This window comes from Kribbella aluminosa, from assembly GCF_017876295.1.
Taxonomy (GTDB): domain Bacteria; phylum Actinomycetota; class Actinomycetes; order Propionibacteriales; family Kribbellaceae; genus Kribbella; species Kribbella aluminosa.
In genome coordinates this window covers 3,533,316-3,554,053 of the sequence record NZ_JAGINT010000002.1, presented here as the reverse complement: position 1 = coordinate 3,554,053, position 20,738 = coordinate 3,533,316, and the positions used below count along the sequence as shown (strand labels likewise).

Annotated in this window: 19 protein-coding genes; 14 read left to right on the top strand and 5 right to left on the bottom strand. The window is 69.2% G+C overall.

The window, feature by feature from the left end; translation table 11 throughout:
- Positions 1-265: 265 nt before the first annotated feature.
- The 7 genes from JOF29_RS38130 to JOF29_RS38100 are packed head-to-tail and all read left to right on the top strand — an operon-like array spanning position 266 to position 6,729.
- Positions 266-1,300 (top strand): Gfo/Idh/MocA family protein, encoded by a 1,035-nt coding sequence (locus JOF29_RS38130; protein ID WP_209699180.1) that lies wholly within the window; start codon positions 266-268, stop codon positions 1,298-1,300.
- Complete coding sequence (locus tag JOF29_RS38125) at positions 1,297-2,250, top strand: creatininase family protein (RefSeq protein WP_209699179.1); 954 nt, start codon at positions 1,297-1,299, stop codon at positions 2,248-2,250. The genes JOF29_RS38130 and JOF29_RS38125 overlap by 4 nt, the downstream gene beginning before the upstream one ends.
- Positions 2,247-3,005 (top strand): amidohydrolase family protein, encoded by a 759-nt coding sequence (locus tag JOF29_RS38120; RefSeq protein WP_209699178.1) that lies wholly within the window; start codon positions 2,247-2,249, stop codon positions 3,003-3,005. The genes JOF29_RS38125 and JOF29_RS38120 overlap by 4 nt, the downstream gene beginning before the upstream one ends.
- A 34-nt stretch (positions 3,006-3,039) precedes the next feature.
- Positions 3,040-4,140, top strand: coding sequence for a mandelate racemase/muconate lactonizing enzyme family protein (locus tag JOF29_RS38115; protein WP_209699177.1), 1,101 nt, complete (start codon positions 3,040-3,042; stop codon positions 4,138-4,140).
- The gene (locus tag JOF29_RS38110) at positions 4,137-5,012 is read left to right on the top strand and encodes an amidohydrolase family protein (RefSeq protein WP_209699176.1); all 876 of its coding nucleotides are present in this window, start codon (positions 4,137-4,139) and stop codon (positions 5,010-5,012) included. The genes JOF29_RS38115 and JOF29_RS38110 overlap by 4 nt, the downstream gene beginning before the upstream one ends.
- Positions 5,009-5,749, top strand: a complete 741-nt coding sequence (locus JOF29_RS38105; protein WP_209699175.1) for an amidohydrolase family protein — start codon at positions 5,009-5,011, stop codon at positions 5,747-5,749. Before JOF29_RS38110 ends, JOF29_RS38105 begins: the two co-directional genes overlap by 4 nt.
- Positions 5,750-5,769: 20 nt before the next feature.
- Complete coding sequence (locus JOF29_RS38100; protein ID WP_209699174.1) at positions 5,770-6,729, top strand: dihydrodipicolinate synthase family protein; 960 nt, start codon at positions 5,770-5,772, stop codon at positions 6,727-6,729.
- A 95-nt stretch (positions 6,730-6,824) separates the two neighbouring features.
- Here the strand turns inward: JOF29_RS38100 and hisD are convergent, their stop codons facing one another.
- The 3 genes from hisD to JOF29_RS38085 all read right to left on the bottom strand — a co-directional run bounded on the left by hisD (position 6,825) and on the right by JOF29_RS38085 (position 10,379).
- Positions 6,825-8,081, bottom strand: coding sequence for a histidinol dehydrogenase (gene hisD, locus JOF29_RS38095; RefSeq protein ID WP_209699173.1), 1,257 nt, complete (start codon positions 8,079-8,081; stop codon positions 6,825-6,827).
- A gap of 2 nt (positions 8,082-8,083) precedes the next feature.
- Positions 8,084-9,481, bottom strand: coding sequence for a hypothetical protein (locus JOF29_RS38090; protein ID WP_209699172.1), 1,398 nt, complete (start codon positions 9,479-9,481; stop codon positions 8,084-8,086).
- Between the two features lie 106 nt (positions 9,482-9,587).
- Entirely contained in the window at positions 9,588-10,379 is a 792-nt protein-coding gene (locus JOF29_RS38085; protein WP_209699171.1) for an IclR family transcriptional regulator, read from the bottom strand.
- A 158-nt stretch (positions 10,380-10,537) separates the two neighbouring features.
- Between JOF29_RS38085 and JOF29_RS38080 the strand changes: the two genes are divergently transcribed.
- The 6 genes from JOF29_RS38080 to JOF29_RS38055 are packed head-to-tail and all read left to right on the top strand — an operon-like array spanning position 10,538 to position 18,223.
- Positions 10,538-12,514, top strand: coding sequence for an ABC transporter substrate-binding protein (locus JOF29_RS38080; protein WP_209699170.1), 1,977 nt, complete (start codon positions 10,538-10,540; stop codon positions 12,512-12,514).
- 15 nt (positions 12,515-12,529) lie between these two features.
- The gene (locus JOF29_RS38075) at positions 12,530-13,534 is read left to right on the top strand and encodes an ABC transporter permease (protein ID WP_209699169.1); all 1,005 of its coding nucleotides are present in this window, start codon (positions 12,530-12,532) and stop codon (positions 13,532-13,534) included.
- On the top strand, positions 13,531-14,643 hold the full coding sequence (locus JOF29_RS38070; RefSeq protein WP_209699168.1) for an ABC transporter permease: 1,113 nt from the start codon (positions 13,531-13,533) through the stop codon (positions 14,641-14,643). Before JOF29_RS38075 ends, JOF29_RS38070 begins: the two co-directional genes overlap by 4 nt.
- Positions 14,644-14,651: 8 nt before the next feature.
- On the top strand, positions 14,652-15,713 hold the full coding sequence (locus JOF29_RS38065; RefSeq protein ID WP_209699167.1) for an ABC transporter ATP-binding protein: 1,062 nt from the start codon (positions 14,652-14,654) through the stop codon (positions 15,711-15,713).
- A complete protein-coding gene (locus tag JOF29_RS38060) occupies positions 15,703-16,707 on the top strand; it encodes an ABC transporter ATP-binding protein (RefSeq protein ID WP_209699166.1) in 1,005 nt (334 codons plus the stop codon). The genes JOF29_RS38065 and JOF29_RS38060 overlap by 11 nt, the downstream gene beginning before the upstream one ends.
- A 55-nt stretch (positions 16,708-16,762) precedes the next feature.
- On the top strand, positions 16,763-18,223 hold the full coding sequence (locus JOF29_RS38055) for a peptide MFS transporter (protein ID WP_307863898.1): 1,461 nt from the start codon (positions 16,763-16,765) through the stop codon (positions 18,221-18,223).
- A 344-nt stretch (positions 18,224-18,567) separates the two neighbouring features.
- Here the strand turns inward: JOF29_RS38055 and JOF29_RS38050 are convergent, their stop codons facing one another.
- Positions 18,568-18,846, bottom strand: coding sequence for an aromatic-ring hydroxylase C-terminal domain-containing protein (locus tag JOF29_RS38050; RefSeq protein WP_209699165.1), 279 nt, complete (start codon positions 18,844-18,846; stop codon positions 18,568-18,570).
- 342 nt (positions 18,847-19,188) lie between these two features.
- Here JOF29_RS38050 and JOF29_RS38045 point away from each other — a divergent pair, with 342 nt between their 5' ends.
- A complete protein-coding gene (locus JOF29_RS38045) occupies positions 19,189-19,713 on the top strand; it encodes a hypothetical protein (protein ID WP_209699164.1) in 525 nt (174 codons plus the stop codon).
- Here the strand turns inward: JOF29_RS38045 and JOF29_RS38040 are convergent.
- On the bottom strand, positions 19,688-20,695 hold the full coding sequence (locus JOF29_RS38040) for a pirin family protein (protein WP_209699163.1): 1,008 nt from the start codon (positions 20,693-20,695) through the stop codon (positions 19,688-19,690). The two genes, JOF29_RS38045 and JOF29_RS38040, sit on opposite strands and share 26 nt — an antisense overlap.
- Between the last annotated feature and the right edge of the window lie 43 nt (positions 20,696-20,738).

Below are 20,738 nucleotides of genomic sequence, written 5' to 3'. Positions count from 1 at the left end.
ATATTCGGTGGCGGGCCTCCTACCCTCGAACGTATGCCTGAGTTGATCGAGCCGACCGTTGCGCTCCGGAACTCCCGGCTGGAGTCGTCCGCCGAGTGGGGTTCTGTAGGACGTCCGGGACACCTGGCGGGGGCGGGCGCGGCGGTACCGGATCACGCTCTGAGGCACCCGCCGATTCGCTGCTGACGAACCATTGCACGAGTTCGGGTGACCTCTTAAGCTTCGGATAGCAGAAACTAATTCCGGTATTCTGAAGGAGCGACAGATGCGGGTGGCGCTCGTGGGGCTCGGGGAGATCGGCCTGGCCGCCCACCTGCCCGCGCTCCTCCGGCATCCGTCCGTCGAGGTCGTGCAACTCGTCGACCCGGACCCCGAACGCCGGAAAACCGCCGCCGGCCAGGGCATCCCGGTCACCGCCGACCTCACCCCGGGCACGACCGACGGGTTGTCCGGCGGGGTGGACGGCGGCACGTCCGGCGGGTCGACCGGCGGCAGGTCCCGCGGGCTGACCGGCGGGGTGGAGGGTGTGGTGCTGGCGACGCCGCCGTGGGTGACGCCTGAGCTGGTGGTTCGGTTCGCTGGGGCGGGGCTGTTCGTTCTTGCGGAGAAGCCTGTCGCGACCTCGGTCGAGGCGGCGCGGATCTACGACCGCCTCGACGGGGAGCAGCGGCGGCGGGTGCAGATCGGACTGACGTACCGGCACGATCCGGCGATCCGGCAACTGAAGAGGTGGATCGACGACGGCACTCTCGGTACGCCGGTCCTGGTCCGCGCGCACATCTACGACGAGGCGTACGATCCCGCCGATCGTGAGCATGCCGAGCGCATCACCAGGACGCTCGAACACGGCAGTCCGGTAGTACACGAAGGTGCACACATCTTCGACTGGTTGAGCTATCTGCTCGGCCCGCCGACCGTGCACGACGCCTGGTCCGCTACGACCCGTCCCGGGCTGCCCGCACCCAACCTGATCGGCGCCCGCCTCGGATACCCCGGCGGCCACCAGGCGCTGGTCGAGTTCGGGTGGTTCACCGCGGCGCTCCCTCGTTGTGAGCTCACGTTTCTCGGGGATCGGGGGCTGGCGGCGCTCGACGGGTTCACGTTCGAGCTGCGGCTCAGTACTGCGGCCGGGGATCGTGAGGTGCGGTTTCCCGGGGACCGGACGACGCGGTGCTTCGACCTGCAGGTGCAACGGTTCGTCGAGCTGTACGACGGGACGCGAAAGGCCGGCGTACCGTCGCTGGACGACGGGATCGCCGCGTTGCACACCGCCCAACTTGTCGCCGGGAGGGCCGGATGACGTTCGTCCGCTGGCAGCACACGAACCGCAGCACGCTCGGCGAACTGTTGCCTGCGGCAATAGTCGTGGTCCCGGTCGGGGCGACCGAGCAGCACGGTCCGCATCTAGCGACCGGCACCGACTGGATCCTCGCCGAAGCCGTGTCCGCCGAGGCTGCTTCCCTGGTACACGAACGTTCTCCGCGACCGATCGTCCTCGCACCGCCCGTTCCCTTCGGTGCGTCCGATCACCACCTGCCGTTCGGCGGCACGCTCTCCCTCTCCCCCGAGACGCTGCTCGCCGTACTCCTCGACCTGGCCCGCTCCCTGCACGCCGACGGCGGCCACCGCCTCGTCCTCGTCAACGGCCACGGCGGCAACACCGGCATCTGCCACGCCGCAGCAGCCGCCTCCACCCGCTACAACCTCAACGTCGCCCACATCGACTACTGGCAACTCCTGCCATCCCAATCGCCCTCCCCCACACCGACGACCCCCGCCCCGGAGACCCTCCCGCCAAACAGCCCGCCGTCGGCCTCCCCCACCTCGCACGGCGCCACCTCGCACGGCGCCACCTCGGACGGCGCCACCTTGGACGGTGCCGCCTTGGGCGGCCCGGTGGAGGACGGTGGCGCCTTGGGCGGCCCGGTGGAGGACGGTGGCGCCTTGGGCGGCCCGGTGGAGGAGGGTCGCGTTGGGGGTGTGCCCGTGCCTGGGCATGCCGGGGAGTTCGAGACGGCGTTGATGCTTGCCCGGGACCCAGCGTTTGTTGCTGAGCGCAAGGAGCGGTTGGGGCTGCCCTCGGATGTCGTGGTGGATGACGTGGGGTTGCACACGGCGGCGAGCTGGCGGCGGATCGACGGGTACACGGACCGTCCGGAGTTGGCCGATCAGGCGACCGGGCGGAGATGGTTCGACCAGTTGGCGGTTGCGCTCGGCGATCGCCTGCTTCGACTCGCGGAGGTTCTGTGATCGACTTCCATACCCACACTCCGGCGTGGGAGACCGCGACCTGGCTGGGTGGGACGCCCTTCGGTGCTGACGAGTTCGTGGCGTTCATGGACACGGCCGGCATCGAGCACGCGGTCGTGCTGAGTCACGACGGGCTGTTCGACCCGACGCCGGAGTCGAACGACCGGCTGGCCGAGTTCGTCCGCGCGTACCCGGACCGGATGACCGGCTTCGGTACCGTCGCCGTCCGCCGGAAGACCGCGGTCGACGAGGCCGAGCGGATGGTCGGCGAGCTCGGGCTGCGCGGCCTGAAGCTGCACCCGTGGCTGCAGGGGTTCAGCATGCACGAGCAGGTCCTGGACCCGATCTGCGAGGTGATCACCGCGGTCGACGGGGTGCTGCTCAGCCACGACGGTACGCCGCCGTACTCGACCGCCGGGCAGATCGCCGCCCTCGCCCGCCGGCATCCGAAGCTGCGCGTGGTCCTCGGCCACGGCGGTCTGCACGACCTGTGGCGGGAAGCGCTGGCGATGACGCAGGAGACCGAGAACCTCTACCTGTGCATCTGCGGTACGCCGCCGTACGCCGCGCGCCGCATCCTCGCCGAAGCACCGCCGCACAAGGTGATCTTCGGGACCGACGCAGGCCTGTCCGACAAGGCCAGCCAGGACTACGCGGTCGCGCGGATCAAGGAGATCGACGGCTGGGGCATCACCGACGCACAACGGCAGGCGATGATTGTCGACAATCCGCGCCGCCTGTTGGAGACACGATGATTGTTGACAATCTGCGACAGGGACTGGAGCCCGTGTGACGGACGCCATCGCAGCGATCCAGACTGCACACGTCAGCCTGCGCGCCGCCTCGGAGCTGCTGGTCCGCGGCGCCCGCGGCCCTCATGACCGCTCCGACTTCCTGCTCGTCCGGGTCCTCACCAGCGACGGCGCCGAGGGGTACGGCGAGGTCAGCGCGACCCCGATCTGGTCCGGCGAGGACGGCACGTCGGCGGACCACTTCATCCATACGGCGCTCGGACCCGCACTGATCGGGCAGCCGCTGACACCCGTCGGTGCGCTGGAAGACCTTATGGACAAGGTGTTGCAGGGCAATCCGTTCACGAAGGCCGGCGTGTCGATCGCGTTGTGGGACGCGTTCGCGCGGACGCTCGACGTACCGCTGGCCGTCGCCCTGGGCGGGCCGTACCGGACCGAGGTCCCGATCAAACTGTCGCTGTCCGGGAACGACGAGGAGCTGGAGCGCGCGTACGGCGCTGCGGTTGCGGCCGGGTTCGGAGCGTTCAAGGTGAAGGTCGGGCTGGACCTCGTCACGGACCTCCATCGAGTACGCCGAGCCCGTGAGCTGGCCGGCGACGCCTTCCTCGGCACCGACGCGAACGGCGGGTGGACCCGAGCCGAGGCGATCAGGGCGGTGCCCGAGCTGAAGGCATCCGGCATCACGTTTCTCGAGCAACCCTTGGAGCCTCGCGACGTGCGAGGGGCGAATGAGGTCAGGCAGCTCGGGCTGCCCGTGATTGCCGACGAATCGGTGTTCGATGTGCACGACCTGCTGGCGGTCGTCGAGGCACAGGCGGCGGACGTCGCGAGTTTGTATGTGGGAAAGAGTGCGGGGCCGGGACGGGCTGTGCGAATGGGGCAGCTCGCCGCCGCGCACGGGATCGACGTACTGATCGGGTCGAACGGCGAGTTGGGCATCGGCGCGGCGGCGCAGCTGCAGGTCGCGGCGGCGTTGCCCCGGTTGTCGGCGTACCCGAGCGACATCATCGGCGCGCACTACTACACCGAGGACGTGCTGGCGAAGCCGCTGGACAGCGACGGGCGGCATGTCCGGCTGACCGGCGGCCCCGGCCTGGGAGTGACCTTGCGAGACGACCTGCTGCGGGAGTTCCGATGATCGTCGACGTCCACACGCACACACCGACCCACCGCGACGCAGTCCCCGAGGACGAGCGGCAGGTCTACCCGAACTGGCGCAACGACCGCCCGGTGGAGACCGCGAACTCGTGGGCCGACTACGACCGCGCGATGGCGGCCGCCGACGTGTCGATTGTCTTCAATATTGCTGTCGACAATCCGCTCGAGCTCACCGGACTGCCGTATCCGCCGGAGCGCTGCAACGACGCCACCGCGGAGTTCGTCCAGGACAACCCGGCGAAGCGGATCGGTTTCATGTCGGTGAACCCGACGTCGCCCGGCGCCCTGGAGGAGGCCGACCGCTGCCGCGACCTCGGCCTGGTCGGCGTGAAACTCGGCCCGAACTACCAGAACTTCGATCCGCTCGGCGAGCCCGCGCTCGCGTTCTACGACTACTGCCAGCGGCACGGCCTGCCGATCCTGTTCCACTCCGGCGCCTCGCCGATGCGGCACGCACCGCTGCGCTACACCTATCCCCTGGTCACCGACGAGATCGCGCTGCGGTACCCGGAGCTGCGCATCGTGATGGCGCACATGGGCCACCCGTGGAGCCGGGAGACGGTCGTGACGATCCGCAAACACCCGCACGTGTACGCCGACGTGTCGTCGATCTACCTGCGCCCGTGGGTGCTCTACCAGTCACTGATCAACGCGGTCGAGTGGGGCGCGACCGGGAAGCTGCTGCTCGGGTCGGACTACCCGATCGCCAACACCGGCGAAGCGATCGCCGGATTGCAAACTGTCAACAATATGCTCGAAGGCACCAAGTTCCCGCGCGTCCCGAACGACGTCGTCGACGGCATCGTGCACGCGGACGCGCTCGGTGCCTTGGGACTGGAGGTGCCCGCATGATCATCGACGCCCATGTCCGGATCGGCGACAGCCGGGACGCCGGCCTGAAGCCGGCCGACCTGCTCGCCACGATGGATGCCCTCGGCATCGACCAGGCGATCGTCGCGCCGTCGGAGCGCTGCATCGCCTACGACAACCGCGAAGGCAACTCGGAGACCGCCCAGGCCGCCGCGGAGTCCGGCGGAAGGCTGCTCCCCTACGCGGTCGCGAACCCGTGGCGCGGCCGCGCGGCCCTCGACGAGCTCGACCGCGCCCGCGACGCCGGTGCCGTCGCGCTCGCGGTGGACTCGGTGCTGCAGGGTTTCGACCTGCTCGACGGCCTGCTCGACCCGCTCCTCGACTTCGCCGCCACCGCCGGCTGGTTCGTGTACGTCCGCACCGGTACGCCGGCCACCGCGCTCCCGCTGCCGCTCGCCAGCCTCGCCCGCCGACGGCCCGAGCTGCCGGTACTGATGGGCAAGAGCGGTGCCACGGACTTCTGGATCGACGCGATCCCGGCCCTGCTGCACGCGCCCAACCTGTACGGCGACACGTCGTACGCGCCCTGGGACACGGTGCTCAGCGGGTTCCTCGCCGAGCCCGGGATCGGCGCCGGGCGGCTGGTGTTCTCGACCGATTCGCCGTACACCGTGCCGCTCGCGGAGGTGGACCGGATCCGGGACTGGCCGATCGACGCGGACCAGAAGGCGGCCGTCTTCGGCGGGAACGTCGCCAACCTGCTGGGGCGCCGCCAGTGACCACACAACGGGAGGCAGACATGGTCACCACGGAGGAGATCGGGGCCGAGCGGCCCACCGACGCGTCGGTGCTGGTGCGCGGCGTGTCGCCGGTGCTCGAAGTACCGTTCACCGCCGACGGCGAGGTCGACTACGACGGCTTCGACCGGGTCGTGCGGTACGTGCTGGGCACCGGCGTGACCAGTGTGATGTTCCCCGGCTTCGCGTCCGAGTTCCACAAGCTGTCCGAGGACGAGCGCCGCCGGCTGACCGAGATCCTGCTGTCGCACACCCGCGAGCGGGACGACGTCGCGGCGGTGGTCGCCGTACAGGATCACGCCACGCAGCTCGCGGCGCGGCGGGCGCGGGAGTCGGTGGCGGCGGGCGCCGACCTGATCAACCTGCTGCCGCCGCATTTCCTCTCGCCGTCGCGGGGCTCGCTGGAGCAGCACGTCCGGACCGTGCTGACCACGATCGACCCGGTGCCGATGGTGCTGCAGTACGCGCCCGCGGAGACCGGCACCAGCCTGGACGCCGACCTGCTGCGCGCGATCGCCACCGACCATCCGAACCTGCGCCTGGTCAAGGTCGAGTCGAGCCCGCCCGGGCCGCTGATCGCCGAGCTGGCCGAGGGTACGCCGCCGCTCGCCTCGGTCGAGGGGTACGCCGGCGTCCAGCTCCCCGACGCCGTACGCCGCGGCGCGGTCGGTACCCAGCCGGGCTGTTCGCTGACCGAGCTGTACGTCGAGATCTGGCGCCGCCTCACCACTGGTGACGGCGAGGACGGCGTCGACCTGCATCGCCGGCTGCTCCCGTACATCTCGTACTGGATGCTCGACACCGAGCGGATCATCGCGGCCGAGAAGCTGATCTCGGTACGCCGGGGCCTGTTCGCCAGCGCCTACTGCCGCGAGCCCGCCCACTGCCTGGACGCCGAGGAGATCCGGATGGTCGACCGCCTGCTCGCAGAGTTCGCCGACCTCCTGCCCCCACTCAGCTGACGTTGAGGGGTTAACCTCGCGCGTCGCCCGTTCACCGGCCGGATGCAGCAGGTGAACGGGCAATGCGCGAGGTTAACCCCTCAAACGGAGCTGGGTCAGTTGGCGCGGAGGCGGGCCGTGAGGGCGTGGCCGTACATCAGTTCGGCGTCGGCGATCGCGGCCGTCGACGGGGCGATGCTGCGGGCGCCGTCGGCGGTGAGGCGTTGGTACGTGACCGTCTTGAGGAACTTCCCGACCCACAACCCGCCCGTGTAGCGGCCGGCGCGGCCCGTCGGGAGGACGTGGTTGGTACCGATCGACTTGTCCGAGAACGCCACCGTGGCCTCGGGCCCGACGAACAACGAGCCGTAGTTGCGCAGGTTCGCGGCGTACCACTCGTCGTCGGACGTCTGTACTTCGAGATGCTCTGGCGCGTACGCGTCCGAGATCTGCACCACCTCCTCGCGGGACTCGCACACCACAACCGTGCCGTGCTCCCGCCACGCGGCGCCCGCCACTTCCTTAGTAGGCCAGTCCTCCGCCAGCCACCGCTCGACCTCGGCGATCACCGCCGTACCGAACGAACGGGACGTGGTGACGAGCAGCGCCGGGCTGTTCGGGCCGTGTTCGGCCTGGCCGAGCAGGTCGGCGGCGACCAGGCGGGCGTCGGCGGACTCGTCCGCGATCACCGCGACCTCGGTCGGGCCGGCCAGCAGGTCGATGCCGACGGTGCCGAACAACTGCCGTTTGGCCTCGGCGACGTACGCGTTCCCGGCGCCGACCACCAGGTCGACAGGCGGGACGTCTTCGATGCCGAAGGCAAGGGCTGCGAAGGCCTGTACGCCGCCCAGACACAGGATCACGTCCGCCCCGGCGAGGTTCATCGTGTAGAGCTGGGGTCCGTAGATCCCGGCCGCATCCCGTGGCGGGGCGACGGCGACCACCGTGTCCACGCCGGCCACCTTGGGAACGGTGACGGTCATGATGGACGACGCGATCAGGGGGTAGCGGCCGCCGGGTGAGTACGAACCCACCTTCGCGACCGGGATGTGGCGATGGCCCAGAACCACACCGGGGAGAGTTTCGGTCTCCAGGTCCGTCAGGGTGGCTCGCTGGGCGCGCGCGAACTGCTCCACCTGCGAACGGGCGAACTCCAGGTGCGCTGCCAGGTCGTCGTCGACCGTGGCTGCCTTGATCTCGGCGGCGGAGACCACGAACGAGTCCGGTTCCCACTTGTCCAGCCGGGCGGACCAGCGGCGGATCGCCGGGCCGCCCTCGTGTTCGGCCTCGGACAGGATCCGGCTGACGGTGTCGATCACCTCCTGCTGCCGTTCGACCCGTTGCGGCCACCCGGTCTTGAGGTGTTCGGCCATGATCACCCTCCTTGGTACACGCGCGAGATGGCCGCGAAGATACGCGCCGGACGGTCCCGCAGGTAGTGGTCGTAGACCGACAGGAGTGGACCACTCCCCCGCAGGATCCAGTCGCCGTCCTCCTCGAACCCGCCGTTGCGGACGCCCAGTCCGATCGACTCGACCTGGTCCACGCCGACGTCGATGTACTGCCCCGCGGTCTCCTTCAGCACGTGCAACCGGAACGTCAGGTCCACGAAGTTGCGTCCGGCAACGTACTGCGTGACGTCGACAGGGCCCTCCATGCCGTCACCGTTGGTCCACACGGGCCAGCGCTGCTCGTGCATGTCCATGGTCCACACGACCGTGTCGTCGATCAGCATCTCCAGCTGGTACCGCCCGGGCTCGATCCCCGGCGAGAGGAACCAGCGGTGGTACCAGAACGACACCTCGTAGCGCGGCAGCCGTGGATCGACCGGCACCCGCTGCGTCGCCGTGGCCGTCGTACCGGCCGCGGCCCGTCCGCGGGAATTGATCAGCGCCAGTCGGCCGTCGCCGTACAGCGCCTTGTTGTCGGCCGCCGGCGTCGGCCCGTCGTCGAGCTGCGTGCCGTACGAGATCACGCCCGGGATCCGGCCCGCCGCCACGTACTCCGCTGTCGTGGTGAGCACCGACGTGCAGTACGACGGGGTCGCGTGCAGCGGCGCGTCCAGGAACCGGCCGGTGTAGATCAGCGGGATGAGCTCCAGCCCGCGCGGGTCGGTCAGCGCGAGGATCTCGTCCAGGCACGACCCGAGCGACGATGCGACCGTGGTGTTCTCGTGGTGCCCGTCGAGGAACGGGTAGATGATCCCGTCCACGAACTCGGCGTACTTGTCCAGGAACTCCGGGCTGGTCGCCATCCCGAAGTACGCGCAGGTGTAGAACCGCAGCTCCGGCGCGATCGCGGCGGCCGCGGCCAGGAACTCCCGCAGGTACTCCGGCGTGAACAGCTTGGCGTTGTCGCCGACCTCGAAGTCGTCGATCGCCCAGGCCTTGAAGTTCGGGTACTTCACCGCGAACTCGGCGAACGCGGTCGCCCAGCCGACGTAGTCCAGCCGGTACGGGCGGGACGCGCGGCCGTGCTCCGAGGTCTCGGTCGGCGGCACGATGTACGGGATCACGTCGATCCCGGCGGCCGCGGCGGCGGGCAGGAACTCGTCGCGCAGGTCGTCGAAGTCGGTGGCGGAGTCCCAGATGCAGTACAGGTACGTGTTCGCGTTCAGGTCGAGCAGCCGGCGGATCAGCGCCGGGGTGTCCAGGTGCCGGTAACCGTCCGCGCGCGGCTGGCGCTCGCGGAGCGCGGCGCCGACGGTGTTGCCACCGGTCAGGGTGGCCTTGATACCGCCGGCGGGCTGGGGATACGGGCCGTGCGTGGTCATCGGAACCACTCCTATTTTCGAGATTTCGAAAACACTTCCGCTATCTCAGAAAAGCCTAAGCCGCTCGCCGGTCCCCGGCAAGCCTCAGAGGGTCTCGGACACCCTCTCAGAACTCAGTCGCGCCGAGCCGCTCGGAGATCGTGGCGGCGAGCTGGACCAGCCCGGTCTGCGCCTGCTTGCGCTTGTCCCGGTTCAGCTCCCGGGCGAACGAGGTGACGCCGACCGCACCGGTGACGTGCCCGCCGGCCGCGAAGAACGGCGCGGCGACACAGGCGATGTCCGCCTGCTCCTCCTGGTCCTCGACCGCGAACCCCTGCTTGGCGACCCGGGCCAGCTCGGCCCGGAAGCTCTCCTCGTCGACCGGCTTCGCCTTCGGCCCGTACCCGGGCTCCAGCCGGGTGAGCAGCGGCTTCAGGTCGTCCTCCGGCAGGTACGCCGCGATCGCCCGGCCGAGGGCGGTCAGGTTGAAGTGCGAGACCTTGCCCGGATAGGTGTCGAACTGGATGAACCCGGGCATCGCCGCCTTCGCGACGTACACGACCGAGGAACCGGTCAGTACGCCGATGTGCACCGGCATGCCGAGCCGGTCGGCCAGCTCGCGCATCTCCCGGGACGCGACCGAGGACAGGTCGACCTTGCGGATCAGCTGCGTGGCCAGCCCGTACAGCCGCAGCGTCGGCCGCCAGAAGTGACTGCGGCCGACCACCCGCCGGGTGGCGTAGTCGCGCTGCTCCAGCGTGTAGACGATCGACGCGCAGGTCGCCAGCGGGATCTTCGCCTTCTTGGCCAGCGCCGTGAGCGTGAGCTCCTCGTCGGACTCGACCAGGGTCTCGAGCACGGTCAGCGCCCGGGCGACCGCCGGCGACGGCGATCGGTCCCCCGCTGTCTCACTCACCATGCTCGGAGTGTAGCGCCCGGACCGGAAGCTGTCTTCGAGTCACGGTATATACGGGATCGCGAAGATGTACCTCAGATCTTGAAGTATGCGACATTTCGTGTCACTGTCCCGGAAAGAGTGCTGATCGGCGGACTTCGTCCGCGTGGGAGGTAGCCGCCATGTCCGATCCCCTGAGCCGCCGGACGTTCCTGCAGGTCTCCGGTCTCTCGCTCTCGGCGACCGCCGTCGCGGGATGCTCGTTCTTCTCCACCGATGCCAAGAAGTCGACGGGTCCGGCTGCCGCCGACGCCGGCGCCAAGGAGTCCCCGGTCCTGACCAGCCTGGTCAAGAGCGGCAAGCTCCCGCCGCTGGAACAGCGGCTGCCCAAGAACCCCATGGTGATCAAGCCGATCCAGAGCGCCGGCAAGTACGGCGGGGTCATGCAACGCGGCCAGATCGACCGGAACGCCACCCAGAACCAGTACGTCGAGTTCGCCGGCCTGCTGGAGTGGACGCCGACGACCCCCGCGAAGGCCGGTCCCGGCCTGGCCGAGAAGTGGGAGATCGAGCAGGACGGCAAGGTCTACGTCTTCCACCTGCGCGAGGGCCTGAAGTGGTCCGACGGCACGCCGTTCACCACCGACGACCTGATGTTCGCGTACGAGAAGGAGTTCCTGAACAAGGAGCTCAACCCGGTCTTCCCCGGCTGGCTGGCGCCGGGCGGGAAGCCGGGCAAGTTCGTCAAGGTCGACGACCACACGCTGCGAATGGAGTTCGAAGTACCGCACGGCCTGCTGCTCAAGTACCTGTGCTTCATCGGGCTGACCGGGTTCGGCTCGTCGTCCGCGTTGCTGCTGCCGGCGCACTACCTGAAGCAGTTCCACAAGGACTTCGTCACCCCGGCGCAGCTCCAGGCCGCGATGAAGAAGGACCCGGCACCGTCCTGGGCCGAGTTCTTCTCGAACAAGCGCAACATCTGGAAGAACGCCGACATCCCGGTCCTCGGCCCGTGGAAACTGGTCGCGCCGCTGCAGGGCTCGGGCGTGACGGCCCGTCTGGACCGCAACCCGTACTACTGGAAGGTCGACGAGCAGGGCCGCCAGCTGCCGTACATCGACAGCCAGCAGTACACGGTGATGCCGTCCGAGACGCTCGGGCTGCGCGCCGCGAACGGCCAGCTCGACCTGCAGGTCACCGACATCCAGGCCGAGCAGCTCCCGCTGCTGATCAAGAACCAGCAGACCAAGGGCTACAAGGTGAACCGCTGGGTCGCCGAGCCGAACACCTCGCTGCAGCTCAACCAGAGCCACCCGGACCCAGTACTGCGGACGCTCTTCCAGAAGCTCGACTTCCGCGCCGGTCTCTCGCACGCGATCAACCGCAAGGAGATGAACGACGCGCTGTTCGCCGGCCAGGGCTTCGTCCGGCACCCGTGCGCCCAGCCCGAGGACGAGTACTGGGAGAAGGGCATGGGCCAGCGCTTCATCGAGTACGACGTCGCCGAGGCCAACAAACGCCTCGACGCCGCCGGCCTCACCAGGCGCGGACCCGACGGCATGCGGCTGCGGCCCGACGGGAAGAAGCTGCAGCTCGTCGGCCGCTGCTTCCAGGTCGGCGTCGGCATCGACGCGATCAGCGTGCTGGAGTACGCGCAGCGGTACTGGAAGGCGGTCGGGATCGACATGGTCGCCAAGCAGATGACGCCGGAGCTCTGGTACAACGAGATCCCGCACGGCAACTACGACCTGGTCGCGTACCCGCCGGCCACGATCCTGTGGGACATCGACTCGCTCTGGTACATCCCGACCAACGGCCTGACCTACTGGGCGCCGAAGTTCGGCAACTGGTACGGCAACCACAAGGACCCGTTCGGGATGGCGCCGACCGGCGACTTCCGCACACTGCAGACGCTGTACGACGAACTGGTGACCACCGCCGACGACGCCAAGCGGCTCGACCTCGGCCACCAGATCCTGCACCTGCACGACCAGAACGTGTGGATCATCGGCACCGTCGGTACGCCGTTCCAGCCGTTGATCGCGGCCGGCGATCTGAAGAACGTCCGGCCGGACGCGATCGCCAGCTTCCGCACCCACTACGAGAACGCCTCGTCGCCGGAGCAGATGTACTTCGACTCCCCGGAGAAGCACTCCTGACCCGAAGGGACTCAATTGGCCGGCTATCTGCTCCGTCGCCTGCTGGCGATGGTGCCCACCGTCCTGCTGATCTCGCTCGTGTCGTTCCTGATCATCCAGCTGCCGCCCGGCGACTTCCTCACCACGGTCGTCGCCAAGCTGCAGCAGCAGGGGCAGACGGTCGGGTCGGACCAGCTGGCGGCGTTGAAAGCGCAGTACGCGCTCGACAAGTCGCCGCTCGAGCAGTACCTGCGGTGGATGTCGAACATCATCCTGCACGGGGACTTCGGTCAGTCGTTCCAGTACAACAAGCCGGTCGCCACGCTGCTCGGCGAACGGCTGCCGCTGACCCTGGGCCTCGGCCTGGCGACCTGGCTGATCGGCTGGACGGTGGCGCTGGTGGCGGGGATCTACTCCGCCGCCCGGCGCTACTCGAAGCTCGACTACGTGATCACCGCGCTGACGTTCCTCGGCCTCGCGATCCCCGGGTTCCTGGTCGCACTGACCGTCGTGTACCTCGAGTTCAAGCTGTTCGGGCAGACGTTGTCGGGGGTCATGTCGCCGGAGTTCGAGGGCGCCGTCTGGAACCTCGGCAAGCTGCTCGACGTACTCAACCATCTGTGGCTACCGGTCCTGGTGCTCGCCTCCGGCGGCGTCGCGGGCACGATCCGGGTACTGCGGGCCAACCTGCTCGACGAGCTGCACAAGCCGTACGTCACGGCCGCCCGCGCCCGCGGGCTGGACGAACGCAAGCTGCTGATGCGCTACCCGACGCGGGTCGCGCTGAACCCGTTCATCGCGACGATCGGCTGGACGATTCCGGCGCTGTTCGACGGTGAGGTACTGGTCGCGAGCGTGCTCGGCCTGGAGACCACCGGGCCGCTGCTGCTGAACGCGCTGAAGGCCCAGGACATGTACCTGGCCGGCGGCATCATCCTGATCGCCTGCGTGCTGACCGTGATCGGCACGCTGATCTCCGACCTGCTGCTGGCCGCCGTCGACGCCCGCGTCCGGGTCGGGTACGCCGGGAGCGGCAAATGACCACGATCGACACAGCAACAGAAACTGAACCGACCCTCGCGCTGGCGTCCCAGCGGACCCTGATCTGGCGCCGGTTCAAACGCAACAAGCTCGCGGTCGTGTCGCTGTGGATCCTCGGGCTGATCTACTTCACCGCCGCGTTCTGCGAGTTCCTCGCGCCGCAGACCCAGGAGACGTACGCCGCCGACCGGGCGTTCGCGCCGCCGCAGGTCGTGAAGGTCTCGCTGACCTCGAGCCCGCACCTGTACGTCAACGGCTACAAGGGCACGCCGAACCCGGAGACGCTGCTCCGCGACTACACCACCGACAAGTCCCAGCGGTACGGCGTACGCCTGTTCGCCAAAGGTGATCACTACAAGCTGTGGGGGCTGATCCCGTCCGACCGGCATCTGTTCGGGCCGAGTCAGCACGGGGCGCCGTTCCATCTGCTCGGCACCGACGACCAGGGCCGGGACAACCTGTCGCGGGTCATCTACGGCACCCGGATCTCGATGTCGGTCGGGCTGATCGGCGTACTGATGGCGCTCGTCCTCGGGCTGCTGCTCGGCGGCATCTCCGGGTACTTCGGTGGTCTCGTCGACGGCATCGTGCAGCGCGTGATCGAGTTCTTCATGTCGATCCCGACGCTGCCGCTCTGGCTCGGGCTCGCGGCCGCCGTACCGCCGGGGTGGAGCGCGCTGAAGACGTACTTCGCGATCACGCTCATCCTCTCGCTGATCGGCTGGACCGGGCTGGCGCGGGTGATCCGTAGCCGGTTCCTGCAGATCCGGGGCGAGGACTTCGTGCTGGCGGCCGAACTCGACGGCGCCCGCTGGCACCGGGTGGTCGGCCGGCACATGCTGCCCGCGTTCACCAGCCACATCATCGCGTCGCTGACCCTCGCGGTGCCCGGCATGATCCTCGGCGAGACCGCGCTGTCGTTCCTCGGGCTCGGGCTGCAGGCGCCGGTGGTGAGCTGGGGCGTGCTGCTCAGCGGGGCGCAGAGCATCCGGGTGCTGACCGCGGCGCCGTGGCTGCTGGCGGCCGGCGCCGCGGTGGTGATCGCGGTGATGGCCCTCAACTTCGTCGGCGACGGCCTCCGGGACGCCGCCGACCCGTACGAATCATGAGGCGAGACATGAGGAGGCCCGTGCGCGAGCCGCTGCTGGAGATCGAGAAGCTCAGTACGCACTTCGAGACCGCCGACGGGCTGGTCAAGGCCGTCGACGACGTCACGCTGCGGGTCGACCCGGGCCGGACGCTGTGCATTGTCGGCGAGTCCGGCTGCGGCAAGAGCGTCACCGCGCGGTCGATCCTGCGGCTGGTCGACCCGCCCGGGCAGATCGTTGCCGGCAGCATCCGGTTCCGCTCCGGCGGCGAGGTGGTCGACCTGGCCGCGCTCGACTCCCGGGGTCCGGAACTGCGGCGGATCCGCGGCAAGGAGATCGGGATGGTCTTCCAGGAGCCGATGGTCGCGCTCAGCCCGGTGCACACGATCGGGCAGCAACTGGTCGAGGTACTGCGGCTGCACGAGCAGCTCGGGAAGAAGGAGGCCCGGGAGCGTGCGATCGCCGAGCTGCGCGGCGTCGGGATCCCGCAACCGGAGCGGCGGATCGACGCGTACTCGTTCCAGCTGTCCGGCGGGATGCGGCAGCGGGCGATGATCGCGATGGCACTTGCTTGCCGTCCGCAACTACTGATCGCGGACGAGCCGACGACCGCGCTGGACGTCACCACGCAGGCGCAGATCCTGCGGCTGCTGCGGACGCTGCAGGACGAGCGCGGGATGGCGATCCTGTTCATCACCCACGATCTCGGCGTGGTCGCGGAGCTGGCGGACCGGGTGGCGGTGATGTACCTCGGCAACGTCGTCGAGGAGTGCGACGTGGACTCGCTGTTCCACGACCCCCGGCATCCGTACACGCGAGCCTTGCTGCGGTCGGTCCCGCGGATCGAGCGGCGAGCCCGTCGTAGATTGCCGACAATCCGCGGACAGGTCCCGCATCCGCAGCAACGGCCGAGCGGCTGCCCGTACCGGACGCGCTGCGACCACGTCGTACCGGGTGAGTGCGACGTCGAGAACCCGGACCTGGTCGGCGACGGGCTGCGCGAGGTCCGGTGTGTGCACTACCCGACCGCGGACAGCATCCGCGCCGGGCACGACCTGCTGCCTGTGGAGGTGGTCGCCGATGCCGGCTGACGAGATCCTGCGGATCGAGGGCCTGACGATGCGGTTCACCGCAGGCGCCGGACTGTTCGGCCGCCGGAACAGGTCCACCGTACGGGCGGTCGACGACGTCGATCTCGTCGTACGGCAGGGCGAGACGCTCGGGCTGGTGGGCGAGTCGGGCTGCGGGAAGACCACGCTCGGGCGGTGCATCCTGCGCGCGCACAAGCCGACCGCGGGGCGGATTGTGTACCGGCGTACGGACGGCACCGAGGTCGACCTGGCCGGGCTGTCCCGGGCGGAGCTCCGGCCGTTGCGGACCGAGATCCGGACCGTCTTCCAGGACCCGAACTCCTCGCTGAACCCGCGGATGACCGTGCAGCAGATCGTTGCCGAACCGCTGATTGTCAACAATCTGGCGAGTGGCAGCGAGGCGAAGGACCGGGTCGGTGAGGCGCTGCGGCGCTGCGGACTGCGGCCCGAGCTGATGCGGCGCTACCCGCACGCGTTCTCCGGCGGCGAGCGGCAGCGGATCGGGATCGCCCGGGCGCTGGTCACCGAGCCGCGGCTGGTGGTCGCGGACGAGGCGGTCAGTGCGCTGGACGTGTCGATCCGCAGCCAGATTCTGAACCTGCTGGAGGACCTGCAGGACGAGCTCGGCCTGACGTACGTCTTCATCTCGCACGACCTGTCGGTGATCCAGCACCTCTGCGACCGGGTGGCGGTGATGTACCTCGGCCGGATCGTCGAGGAGGCCGAGACCGAGGACCTGTTCGAGCGGCCCCGGCACCCGTACAGCGAAGCGCTGCTGCGCTCGGTCCCACGCCCGGATCCCCGGCTGCGCCGGCGCGACGACGTACTGCCGGCCGGTGAGATCGCGACCCCCGATCAGGCCTTCACGGGGTGCCGCTTCCAGCCGCGCTGCCGGTACGCCGTGGACCTCTGCGCGCAGGTGGAGCCGGCGACGGTACCGCGGTGCCACCGGAGCGGGGAGCTGGAGTTGGACGGGGTGTACACGACGATCTGACGTTCCTGTTGCTACGGTCGGACCTGCAGTCCGATCTCACGGGGAGTAGTCGATCGTGTCCGAAACGCAACAGGCGGCCGGAGAGAGGTCCTTCTTCGGGCATCCGCGCGGGTTGATGACGCTGTTCACCACCGAGTTGTGGGAGCGGTTCAGCTACTACGGGATGCGCGCGATCCTGCTGCTGTACCTCACCGACAAGGCGCACGGGCTCGGGCTCGGCGAGTCGCTCGGCCAGGCCGTGGTGTCGATCTACGGCGCCTCGGTCTACCTGCTCTCGGTGCTCGGCGGCTGGTTCGCGGACCGCGTCTTCGGCGCCCGCCGTACGGTGCTGTACGGCGGCAGCGTGATCGTCGCCGGGCATCTGTGCCTGGCGCTGCCGTCCACGGGCCCGGCGTACGCGGGGATCGCTCTGGTTGCCCTCGGCACCGGTCTGCTGAAGCCGAACGTGTCCGCGATGGTCGGCACGCTGTACTCCCACGGCGATCCGCGGCGGGACTCGGCGTTCTCGATCTTCTACATGGGGATCAACATCGGGTCGTTCTCGGCGCCGTTCGTGGTCGGGTTCCTGCGCCGCGAGTTCGGGTTCCACGTCGCGTTCGCGGCGGCCGCGGTCGGGATGACGCTGGCGCTGATCGCGTACCTGCTCGGCCGCCGGACGTTGCACGGCCGCGGCGACACCCCGCCGAACCCGCTGACCGCCGCGGACCGGCCAGGGATGATCAAGGTGTCGGTCGCGGTGCTCGCGCTGCTCGCCGTGGTGTTCGCGTGGTCGGCCTGGCGGTCCGGCGGCCTCGGCCCGAGACCGGTCGTGGACGCGATCTCGTACCTGTGCTTCCTGGCCCCGATCGCGTACTTCGTGATGCTGCTCCGGAGCCCGCTGGTGACACCGGTCGAACGGCAGCGGGTCCGCGCGTACATCCCGCTCTTCGTGGCGGCGATGCTGTTCTTCATGCTGTTCGAGCAGGCGGCGACCACGCTGACGTCGTTCGCCGCGAACCGGACCCAGCTGAGCCTGTTCGGCGCCGAGATCTCGCCGGAGTTCTTCCAATCGGTGAACCCGTTCTCGATCATCGTGCTGGCGCCGGTGTTCGCGGTGATCTGGATCCGGCTCGGCGACCGCGGGCCGTCGATCGGGCAGAAGTTCGCCACCGGGCTGTTGCTGGCCGGTGTCTCGTTCGCGGTGATGTCGCTCGCGTCGTCGGTTGCCGGGAGCAACCTTGCGTCGCCGCTCTGGCTGGTCGGCGTGTACGTGATCCAGACGCTCGGCGAATTGTTCCTCTCCCCCGTCGGCCTGGCCGCGACGACGCGGCTCGCACCACAGGCGTTCCTCAGCCAGATGATGGCCCTCTGGTTCCTCGCCCCCGCGGCCGGCCAGGCCATCACCGCCCAGCTCGTCCAGGCAACACAGGGCGCATCCGACACGGCCTACTTCGGCGGCCTGGCGGTCGTGACGATCGTGGTCGCCCTCGGCGTCTACGCCCTGGCCCCCTGGATCCGCCGCCACACCGCCGCCTGAGGCCCCCGCTTGAGGCCCCGCTTGAGGCCCCGCTTGAGGCGCCGCTTGAGAGCCCCGTTTCAGTGGTTCACCCCTGACGTGGTCCGTCAACAATCCGCATGCAGCCGGCAAACGGTCCACCTCGAAGGTGAACCCCTCAAACAACGCCAACCTCACCGCCGCCCGAGGCGCCATTTGGAGACCGGCCCACCTCGCGCGACCGCACCACCTCGAAGACCGGCACCACCTCGCGACCGCACCACCTCGAAGACCGGCACCACCTCGAACCCGGGCACCACCTCGCGGCGGGCAGCGTTGGGACGGTCCGGGATCAGCACCTGCATCGCGCGCGTGGCGTCGAGTGGTCAGCCGATCCAGGTTTTGAGGGAAGCGTCGAGGCCGGTTGTCGTGTTGTCGGCGGTGGCCCAGGCGATGTGGCCGTCCGGGCGGACGAGTACACCGGTGAGCTCCCCGGCGTACTGCCCGGTGAGTTTGGCGGTCAGCACCCGCACCCGTTCGCCCGCGACCCCGCGCAGTGCCGCCGAGTCTGCGAAGTCGAGGAGGAGGGGCTTGCCGTCGGACAGGTGCGCGCCGAGCCGGGCGCCGTCGGCGAACTCGAAGTCCGGCGCACTCGTGCCGACCAACTCGTGGTCGCCCTCGATCGCCTACCGGTGCAGTACCCCGCTAACAGCACGAACTCCTCGCGGCCGGCCATCCGCTGTCCGGCGCGATCGAAGGCGTCCGCGGTTTCTGGCTCGTACTGCAGTCCAGCCCTGCCCTGATCGGCCGGAACATCGAGCAGGAACACGAGACCGCCGACCTGCTGGCCGGCATCCTGGCCGAGGAGATCGACGACGAGTTCGCCGCCCGCCTGGTCGTCATCGACCGCGCGTTCGGCGTACTGGAACAGGGAATCGGTCCTCGGAGGGAGCCGCTTCACTCTGGCGGGTGAGGCGGCGGGCCGGCGTACGCTGGATGCTCGGAGCGTGAGCACAACAGAGCGTCCCGTCCCCCGCTGGGCCTACGTCCTCGCCCACGCGATCCCGTTCCTGGTGCTGCCGTCCGGCCTGTGGCGCCTCGGCCTGGTGTTCGGCTCGTCGATGGGCATGCTGGACAGTCAGGGCCAACCCACGTACGCCGGCGGCCTCGGCACCAAGATCTACATCGTCTGCCTGACGATCTTCTCCGAGCTGGTTGCCCTGACGGCCCTCGGCCTGGTCAGCCGCTGGGGCGAGATCGCCCCCCGCTGGATCCCGCTCATCGGCGGCCGCCGCGTCCACCCGTACGCCGCGATCGTCCCCGCCACCCTCGGTTCCTTCTCCCTGATCGCGATCTGGACCTTCGGCTTCCGCAACGCCTTCACCGACCGCTTCATACCGTTCAGCAGCACCCCCTGGAAAGCCCTCATGCTCACCTGCTACACCCCCTTGAACCTCTGGGGCCCAGCACTCCTGCTACTCACCTGGGCCTACTACCGCCGCCGGGTCAGCGCGCTCGTGGTCGGGGTTTGAGGGTGGTTGCCGGGAGGGGTGGCGCGGGGAGGGGTGCGCCGGGATAACCGGGGACCATGGGGAAGCGGGCGTTGCCGGCGGACTCGATCGCGGACTGCCAGGCGTTCCGCGCGGTGACGATGTCCTCGTGGGTCCGGCCAATGAAGTTCCACCACATCACGAGTTCTTCCTCGAAGGGTTCGCCGCCGAGCAGGAGGAAGCGGACTCCGTTGTCGGAGGCAACCAATTCGACCGCGTCGCGGCCGGAGCCGAGGTAGGTCATCTCGCCGAAGCCAGGAGTCAGGTCGCCGACCGAGAGCGAGCCGTCGACGATCAGTACGGCGTACTCGTTGGTGGACGTCAGCGGCAACGTGAGCGTACGGCCCGGTTCGATCGTGATGTCGGCGCCGACCAATGGGGTGTACGCCGGCGCCGGCGAGGTGACGCCGGCGACGGTGCCGATCATCACGGTCACGTGGGCGCCGTCGAGGTCCAGCTCCGGGAGGTCGGCGTACGCGTTGAACGCGGGCGGTGTCGTCGTACGGACGCGGTCCGGCAGCGCGACCCACAACTGCGCGCCGTGCAACCTCGGCGGTGCGTCCGGCGTCGAGACCTCGGAGTGCGCGATCCCGTTTCCGGCGGTCATGATGTTGAGCTCGCCGGGACGGACGAGCGCGTGCGATCCGACGCTGTCGCGGTGCTCGATCTCGCCCTCGAACAGCCAGCTCACCGTCTGCAGGCTGGTGTGCGGATGCGGCGGAACGTGCATCCCGCGCTCCCCCGGTACGTCGTACGAGTCGACCCGTTGCGTCAGGTCGTCCGGCCCGTAGTGGTCGACGAAGCACCATGCGCCGACCATCCGGCGGTTCTTGTTCGGCAGCAGCCGACGTACCTTCGTGGTCCGCCCCAGCACCACCTCGCGCGCCTCGAGCATTTCCAGCGCAGGCCCCTCGCACTCGCCCGTGCCGACCACTTCCGCCGGGTCCTTCTCGAGATCACTCATCCACGTCCTCGCTTCGCTCCGGGCGCGGACGAGGCACGATCGC